Source organism: Microvirga sp. P4_A5 (genome assembly GCF_056402495.1).
Window position 1 is genome coordinate 1 of record NZ_JBFUHH010000143.1, and the last position, 8,177, is coordinate 8,177.

At 63.0% G+C, this 8,177-nt stretch carries 9 protein-coding genes; 2 read left to right on the plus strand and 7 right to left on the minus strand.

Annotated elements, in window-relative coordinates:
- Positions 1 to 176: 176 nt before the first annotated feature.
- Positions 177 to 1,031, minus strand: coding sequence for a transporter substrate-binding domain-containing protein (locus AC1DVM_RS21775; protein WP_477257995.1), 855 nt, complete (start codon positions 1,029 to 1,031; stop codon positions 177 to 179).
- A 58-nt stretch (positions 1,032 to 1,089) separates the two neighbouring features.
- The gene (locus AC1DVM_RS21780) at positions 1,090 to 2,610 is read right to left on the minus strand and encodes a malonate--CoA ligase (RefSeq protein WP_477257997.1); all 1,521 of its coding nucleotides are present in this window, start codon (positions 2,608 to 2,610) and stop codon (positions 1,090 to 1,092) included.
- A gap of 169 nt (positions 2,611 to 2,779) precedes the next feature.
- On the opposite strand from AC1DVM_RS21780, the gene AC1DVM_RS21785 reads away from it, so the two are divergent.
- On the plus strand, positions 2,780 to 3,526 hold the full coding sequence (locus AC1DVM_RS21785; RefSeq protein WP_477257999.1) for a FadR/GntR family transcriptional regulator: 747 nt from the start codon (positions 2,780 to 2,782) through the stop codon (positions 3,524 to 3,526).
- A gap of 40 nt (positions 3,527 to 3,566) precedes the next feature.
- A complete protein-coding gene (locus AC1DVM_RS21790) occupies positions 3,567 to 4,088 on the plus strand; it encodes a gamma carbonic anhydrase family protein (RefSeq protein ID WP_477258001.1) in 522 nt (173 codons plus the stop codon).
- Here AC1DVM_RS21790 and AC1DVM_RS21795 read toward each other — a convergent pair.
- From AC1DVM_RS21795 to AC1DVM_RS21815, 5 genes are all read right to left on the minus strand, one after another.
- Complete coding sequence (locus tag AC1DVM_RS21795) at positions 4,058 to 4,693, minus strand: TetR/AcrR family transcriptional regulator (protein ID WP_477258003.1); 636 nt, start codon at positions 4,691 to 4,693, stop codon at positions 4,058 to 4,060. The genes AC1DVM_RS21790 and AC1DVM_RS21795 overlap by 31 nt on opposite strands.
- Positions 4,694 to 4,759: 66 nt before the next feature.
- The gene (locus AC1DVM_RS21800; protein WP_477258005.1) at positions 4,760 to 6,109 is read right to left on the minus strand and encodes an amidase; all 1,350 of its coding nucleotides are present in this window, start codon (positions 6,107 to 6,109) and stop codon (positions 4,760 to 4,762) included.
- A 15-nt stretch (positions 6,110 to 6,124) separates the two neighbouring features.
- Complete coding sequence (locus AC1DVM_RS21805; protein ID WP_477258007.1) at positions 6,125 to 6,865, minus strand: ABC transporter ATP-binding protein; 741 nt, start codon at positions 6,863 to 6,865, stop codon at positions 6,125 to 6,127.
- On the minus strand, positions 6,862 to 7,623 hold the full coding sequence (locus AC1DVM_RS21810) for an ABC transporter ATP-binding protein (RefSeq protein ID WP_477258009.1): 762 nt from the start codon (positions 7,621 to 7,623) through the stop codon (positions 6,862 to 6,864). Before AC1DVM_RS21810 ends, AC1DVM_RS21805 begins: the two co-directional genes overlap by 4 nt.
- Positions 7,624 to 8,177 (minus strand): branched-chain amino acid ABC transporter permease (locus AC1DVM_RS21815; protein ID WP_477258011.1); only part of this gene is annotated, 554 nt, incomplete at its 5' end.

Here is an 8,177-nt window from a genome sequence, read left to right on the forward strand (position 1 = left end):
AGGTAGTCGAGATGTGAGGGGTCGGGCATGGTGTGCGGATAACTTTCGAGAAAATGGGCCGATTGTCGGGACTGGTAGGAAGGCTGAAGCCGCTCCGCGATCCCGGTCGGCGCAAGGCAGCCCGCGGATCGCCTCCGGGAGGATGCGACCCGCGACGTTTCAACTCTGCGCCCGCGCTATTTCGGAGGCGACATATCGGCCTGGAACCATTTCATCGAGAGGTTCTTGATCGTGCCATCCGCGAGCGCTTCCTTGATCGCGCCGTCGAACTTTTCCTTCAGGGCGGCATCGTCCTTGCGCAGGCCGATGGCAACGCCACGCCCGAGCAGGCCGCCACGGAATGCCGGGCCGACCACTTTCATGCCCTCGAGCTCCTTCTTCTGGCTCGCAGCGCTGGCGGAGGCGTAATCGACGAAGATCCCATCGATCCGGCCAGCGGTCAGATCGAGATCGTGCTGCTCGGAGGTCTTGTATTCACGGATGGAAATGTCGCCCTTGAAGTGCTGCTCCAGAAACGCAAGGGCGTTCGTCGAGGTCTGGACGCCGATGGACTTGCCTTTGATGCGTTTGCGGATCTCCTCGATGGTCGCCTTTCCTTCGTCATTGAGCTCGGTGATATCGACGAGCTTGCCGGCGCTGGGAAGCCCGAGAATATCCTTGTCCGTAACGGTGGCGAAGACATGCCGGCTCGTCGCATAGGGACGCGAGAACCCGATCACCGCGAGGCGCTTATCGGTTATGTTCATGCCGCTCATCACCGCATCATGCTTTCCGGCCTGGAGCGCCGGAATGATTCCCGCCCAGTCCTGGCCCACGATTGTGCAGGTGATCTGCGCGCGGCGGCAGAGATCCTGAGCGATCTCGACGTCGAAGCCCGCAAGCTTGCCGCCTGCTTCGGTGTGATTCCAGGGAGGGAACGCCCCCTCGGTCGCGATCGTGACAGGCTTGGCCTGCTGCGCCAGCGCCGCCTGACTGAAGAGGAAGGCAGCAGCGATAGGCATGCAGAGACGGCCGATTTTCGAGAAACGCATAAAGTCCTCCTGACGACAGGCAGCGATGTTGAGGGTTTGTCGGGCCATGCCCGCGAGATCAATTCCGGGATGCCAACATGTCCCGGTACTGCTCTCGCAGAACATTCTTCTGCACCTTACCCATGGTGTTGCGCGGCAACTCGGGCACGATGATGATTTTCTTGGGCTGCTTGAATTTGGCAAGATTGCCGCGAATCTGAGCTAGAATCGCGGCTTCGCTCAATGCGGCTCCCGGCTGCGGTACTACGACCGCCATGACTCCCTCGCCGAAATCCGGATGCGGCACGCCGATGACGGCGGTTTCCGAGACGCCTTCGATGGCGTCGATCGCAAGCTCGATCTCCTTCGGGTAGACATTGAAGCCTCCGGTGATGATGAGGTCCTTGCTGCGACCGACGATGTGAAGATAGCCTCGCTCGTCGATGCGCCCGATATCGCCGGTTACGAAGAAACCATCGGCGCGAAATTCCTGCGCGGTCTTTTCCGGCATACGCCAGTAGCCCTTGAACACGTTCGGTCCGCGAACTTCCACAACGCCGATTTCGCCCTGCCCCACGACCGCGCCTGTATCGGGTTGAGCCACGCGGATTTCGACATCCGGCAGCGGAAAGCCGACCGTTCCGGCAATGCGGTCGCCCCCATACGGATTGGACGTGATCATTCCGGTCTCCGTCATTCCGTAGCGCTCGAGGATCGCATGGCTGGTGCGCGCCGAAAACTCCTCGTGGGTGGATGCAAGCAACGGAGCCGAGCCGGAGATGAAGAGGCGAATGGACGATGTCGTCTTCCGGTCGAAGGCCGGGTGAGCGAGAAGCCGGGTGTAGAATGTCGGCACTCCCATCATGGCGCTGGCGCGCGGCAGGAGTGCAATGACTTCGTCGGCGTCGAATTTCGCCAGATAGATCATCGAGGCACGCGCACGCAGGATGACGTTGGTGGCAACGAAGAGGCCGTGCGTGTGATAGATCGGCAGCGCATGCAGCAGCACGTCGTCAGCCGTGAACTGCCAGATTTTGGTGAGCGCCAAAGCATTCGACAGTAGATTGCCTTGCGTGAGCATGGCCCCTTTCGAGCGGCCCGTCGTCCCCGACGTGTATAGGATTGCCGCGAGATCGTCTGACCTCGACGGGTGGTCGCTGAAGGTATCGGGCAGGGTTGAGGCGAGCTCGGCGAGGGTTCCCCTGCCCTCCGCATCGAGCGTCTCGATGCGGCTTCCGGCGCTCTCGGCGAACGGCGCGAGGTGGGCAGCCTGTGCGGGGTCGCAGACAACGAGGCTCGGCTCCGCATCGGCAATGAAATACTGCATTTCGGAGGCCGTATAGGCTGTGTTCAACGGAACGTAGACGGCTCCCATACGCATGCACGCGACATACAGGGCGAGCGCCTCGACCGACTTTTCGGCCTGTACGGCGACGCGATTTCCAGGGTCGACTCCCCGCGCCGAAACCGCATGCGCGATGCGCGCGGAGAGCCGGTCGAAGTCGCCGTAGGTCACGGGAGGGAGGCCAGGCCGTTCAAGGAACACCTTGTCGGGAGCGGCGAAGGCTGCCCGCGCGAGATTGGACAACGTCTGAACCATAACGTTCCTCTGAACCGGGGCCCTCCCCACTCGGAGGCCGGACTTTTGTAGTGCCTAACAATCGTTAGGATGTCCGACAAAAACATAGGCGTGACGTACCGTCAACGAAGATTACAAGTGGTTATGGTCAATCTTGCCTGACAAATAGCGGTTTGTTAAGGTGACGTCCATGACGAAATCCGCAACCGGCCCGACGACTCCGCCGACAGACCGGCCGCCCGGCCGCCGCCGCAATTTGACCGAGCAGGTCTTTGGCCACATCGCCTCGCGGATCAGCGAGGGCGAACTCCCGCTCGGGCACCRGCTGCCGACCGAGTTCGAACTCGCCAGGACGATGGGCGTGAGCCGCGCCGTGGTGAGAGAAGCAATCTCGCGGCTGAAGCAGGACGGTCTTGTCGAAACGCGTCAGGGCAGCGGCGCTTTCGTGACGAGCACGCGTCCGGCGGGATCCTTTCGCTTCAATCGCGAGGAGCTTGATGGCGATCGGGGGCAACTCGCGCAGGTGTTCGAGCTGCGGCTGAGTCTTGAAGGAGACGCCGCCGGGTATGCGGCCGCCCGGCGGAGCGACGCAGATCTTGCGCAGATCGCGGATGGTCTCGCGGCCATTGCCGCCGACATGCGGAAGGGGAAGGACGGCATCGACGCGGATTTCGCGTTTCATGGGGCGATCGCCAAAGCCACCGGCAACGCGTTCATTCTGCGGCTGGTCGATCTCCTCGGCGTTCAATTGAAGGAATCGATCAGGGTCGCGCGGATCAATTCATCGTCCTATCGCGGCAGACCAGAAGCGGTGCTCGCGGAGCACACGGAGATCTATGAGGCAATCGTGGAAAAACGCATCGATGCAGCTCGCGGGGCCGCGCGGCGCCACGTCATGAATGCCGCCAGGCGGCTCGATCTCTCCATCGGCATTTGAGTGAACCTGCTTCCATCATCCAACATATTGTCAGGACATCATGGCAACCTACACCCTCGGCAGCCGGCACCCTCTTCTGCCGACCAACGGCCGGTTCTGGATTGCTCCCGGCTCCGCAGTGATTGGCGACGTCGCATTGGAGGAGGACGCCAGCGTCTGGTTCGGCACCGTCATCAGGGGCGATAACGAGCGGATCGCCATCGGCACGCGGACAAACATTCAGGATGGCGCAGTGTTGCATTCCGACGCGGGATCGCCCCTCACCATCGGCGCTTCGTGCACCGTGGGCCATCGCGCGATCCTCCACGGTTGCACCGTCGGCGACTTCGTCTTGGTGGGGATGGGCGCAACCGTGCTGAACGATGCCGTGATCGGGACGAATTCAATCATCGGCGCCAACGCGCTCGTCACACAGGGCAAGCACTTCGCGCCAAACTCGCTGATCGTCGGGTCGCCCGCCAAGGCGGTGCGGCAGCTGACCGATGAGGAAATCGCCGCCATCGCGGAGACGGCGGACGAATATGTGGCGAACTATCGGCGGTTCGCCGCCGAACTGGCCTGAGCGCCGGCAAGCCTGAGCGCGAGCTCACGGTAACGATCAGCGATGGCGTCAACTCCCAAGCGGCCGTCGGCGCGGTACCAGCTGATCACCCCGTCGCAGATCGAAATGATCGCGAAGGCCGTAACTGTGACGTCGCCGATGGCGAAGACCCTCGCCTGGACACCCGAGCGGAGGATGCGGCGAACATTCTCGGTATGGCTACGCTGCAGCTCCCGCATCCGGTCTCGTTGTTGATCGGATAGGGCTTGAACCAGAGGCCCCATTCCAAGAAATGTGCGGTCGTAGACGCGCGCGTATTCGATTTTTTCGATCTGAAAGCGCACATGCGCGCGCACCAGGGCTTCCAGCTGCCGGACCGGGTCGGCCCCAGCCTCCGCGACGGCTGCCGCCATGGCGCTGAGAAAATCCCTCTGGTTATCCTCGAGCACGGCAAAGAGCAGAGCTGCCTTCGAGGGGAAGTGATGATACAGGCTCGGCGCGCTCATGCCGAGTTCCTGCGCCAGAAGCCGCATGCTCATGCACTTGTAGCCGCGCTCGCCGAGAAGCAGCGTCGCGGCGCGCACGATGTCCTGTCGGYTGGTCGCGATCTCGGGCGTGAAAGCCATGCTCATGCCTCTTACTGCACGAGTCCGCGCCGGACTTCCAGCCCACCCGGGGGGGGCCTCCCCGACCTAGAGATCGTGAGCGGTACTGCCGAGAATGTCTTCGACGCACCGCGCAAAGTGCAGCAGCCGGGCATCTTCCTTCACGAACCCGACAAGCTGGAACCCCAGCGGAAGGCCCGCTGCGCTGCGCGAAACCGGAAGCGTGATGGAGGGATTGTGCAGAAGGGACCAGATCCTGATAAAAGCCGAGCTTCCCGTGCTGCTGGCGACGGGTGCCTCTCCAAGGGTCGACGGCATGGCGACGACATCGATGTCGCGCGCCAGATCGTAGAAAGCCCGCCGGCAGGCATCCGCCTCGTCGAGCGCGCGGGAATAATCGGCGTCGGTGTAAGTTTCTCCCAACGCCAGATAGGCGAGCAGGTCCGCGTCGCACTTCTCCGCGTGATCCCGCTTGATCGCCGCATATTCGCGCGCGAGATCATAGGCCATGATGACGTCCTGCGCGTCGCCCATCTTCTCGAACAAGGCCGGCATCGCCGGTGTGGTGATGCGGGCACCGGCTGCGGACAGCTTCGCGATATTCTCCTCGAAGACAGCCATGGCGGCGGGATCGGCATTCTCCCAATCCTTGGTGCGCCATACGCCCACGCGGATGTCGCGCGTGAGCGGCTTAACGGCGTCGAAGCGCGGATCCTGCGTGAACCCACGCATGAACAAGGTCGCGTCCTCGACGGAGCGGCAAATCGGTCCGATCACGTCAAGAGGGCGCGAATAGGTGCGAATGCCCACATACGGGATCGCATCGAGCGTCGGCTTGAAACCGACGGCGCCGCAGAACGCGGAAGGGCGGAGGATGGACCCGGCGGTCTGCGTGCCGATGGAGATCGGCGTCATGAAATCCGCAACGGCTGCCGCCGATCCGGCCGACGAGGCCGCCGGCGTGCGCGTCAGGTCGTGCGGATTGCGCGCAGGCCCCGGCAGCATGATCGCATGCCGTGAAACCGTATTCTTGCCGAGGATGGTGAACCCGAGGGCGCGCGCCATGGTGACGACGGGTGCGTCGGCTGTGGGTTGGCGCCCTGGGAAAATCTCGGGGTCCCCGAGTTCCGTCGGCATATCGGCGGTGTCGATCGTGTCCTTCAAACCGAGCGGCACGCCATCGAACAAGTGGCGGCGGCCATTTCGGTCCGATTGCCGCGCATGTTCCAGAGAGGCTTTCGCGTCCACATGCACCCAGGCTTTAACATCGGCGTTGCGGGCCTCGATCCGTTCGAGACACGCCTCCGTCCAGGCTACGCTCGTCAGTGCGCCCTGCTCGATCTCGCGCAGACCTTGAGCCGCGGTGAGTGTGGCGATGCGCGACGCCTGCGGGCGTTTCGCAGGTGCGGCGGAACGAGAACGATCGGACGAGTCCATGACGAGAATTCCTGCTCAGACGGGATGGTGCGAAGGATTGGAGGCGGACGGGGCGTGACCCCGTCCGATATAGACGTCGCTCATTTCCTCGTTGGCGAGGAGATTGGCCCCCGTATCCGCGAGCACGATCCGCCCCGAATCCAGGATGTAGCCGCGATCGCTGAAGGCGAGTGCCTGCCGCGCGCGCTGCTCGACCATGAGCACCGCGACGTCGATCGTCCGCAGCCGCTTGACCTCCATGAAGACCTGGTCGGTCAAGGCCGGCGACAGGGCGGCGGACGGCTCGTCCAGCAGGACGAGGCGCGGTGACGACATCAGTGCGCGAGCAAACGCGAGCTGCTGCCGCTCACCGCCCGAAAGGTTTTCCGCATAGGCGCCACGTCGGCCGGCAAGTGCGGGAAACAGATCGAACATCTCGCGAATGCGAGCCTGCTTGTTTGCCGCGTGCTCGACGACCTGGAGATTTTCCAGAACGGTCAGCGCCCCGAAGACGTTTCGCACCTGCGGCACGTACGAAATGCCAACCCGGATGCGGTCCTCGATGGGCAGAGCCAGCAGATCGGTGCCGTCGAAGACGATCGATCCCGAAATGCGGGGCAGAATGCCCATGGCGGCCTTGATGAGTGTGGACTTTCCGGCGCCGTTCGTCCCTGCGATGGTGACGATCTCCTGTGGTTCGACATGCATGTCGATGCCCGAGATGATGTCCACCTCCCCGTAGCCGCCGGATACCTGCCTGATCTCGAGCAGACTCATATCACGCCCCCCATATAGGCTTCGCGCACGCCCGGATCGGCGAGCACGGCGTCCGGCGTTCCGTGCGCGATGACCCGGCCCCGATCCATGGCGTAGAGACGCGGCACGATGCGGGCGAGCTCCGCGAGATTGTGCTCGATGATCAGAACCGCCATGCCGCGCTGGTTGAGTTCAACCACGCGCTCGCACAATTGCTCGATCAGCACCGGGTTGACGCCCGCGAAAGGCTCATCGAGCATGATGCATTTGGGTTCGAGCATGAGGAGACGCCCAAGCTCCAGCAGCTTTTTCTGACCGCCCGAGAGCTTGCCGGCCAGCTCTCCTTCAACCCGCCGCAGGTTCAAGAAGTCCATGACGGCGCAGACCTTCGCGGTCAGCCGCTCTTCCTCCCGGCGGATCTTGCCGCGGGCGAACACAAGCGCGCCGAGTTTCTCGCCCTCCTGATCCGGAGCTGCGGTCATCAGGTTGTCGAACACCGTCAGATTGCTGAATTCCCGCGGAACCTGGAACGTCCGCGCGAGGCCGCGCCGCACCCGGCGATGGACCGCCAGATTCGTAATATCCTCGTCGGCGAAGCGAACGCGACCCGAGCTTGCGGGAATATAGCCCGTCGCGACCGAGAATAGCGTGCTCTTGCCGGCACCGTTGGTGCCGATGAGCCCGACGAGTTCTCCCTTCTCGACCTTCAGGTCGACGTCGTCCAGCGCCCGGAAGCCGCCGAACCGCGCGGTGATGTTCTCGACAGAAAGAAGCGCCATCTATCGGCTCCTTTTCGATGAACTGCCGAACAGTCCCTGTGGGCGATAAAGGATGACGCAGATGAGTGCGATACCGATGATCCAGATGCGCAAGCTCGCCATCTGCACCTCGGAGACGCCGCCGACCACATCCCGGATGAAGCGTGACCCCTCAAGGAAACCGACAAGCAGCACCGTGCCCATCACCACCCCGCGAAGCGAGCCGACGCCGCCGAGCACAAGCGCGATCCAGATGTAGAAGGTGATCAGCGGAACATACTGCTCGGGGCTGATGAAGGTAAGGTAATGCGCCTGCAATCCGCCTGCCAGCCCGGCGATTCCCGCGCCGAGCATCAGCGACCGCGTCTTGAACTGCGCCGGGTTCTTGCCGAGCGCCCGCACCGCAACCTCGTTGTCGCGGATCGCCTCGATGACACGGCCGAACGGGCTTTTGATGATGTGGTGGATGAGGAAGAACACGCCGACGCACACGATAGCCAGAAGAATGAGGATCAGCAGGTCGGTGCGCTGCGGCTCTACCCAGCCGGCAAAGAGGCGCGGAATGCCGGGGAGCC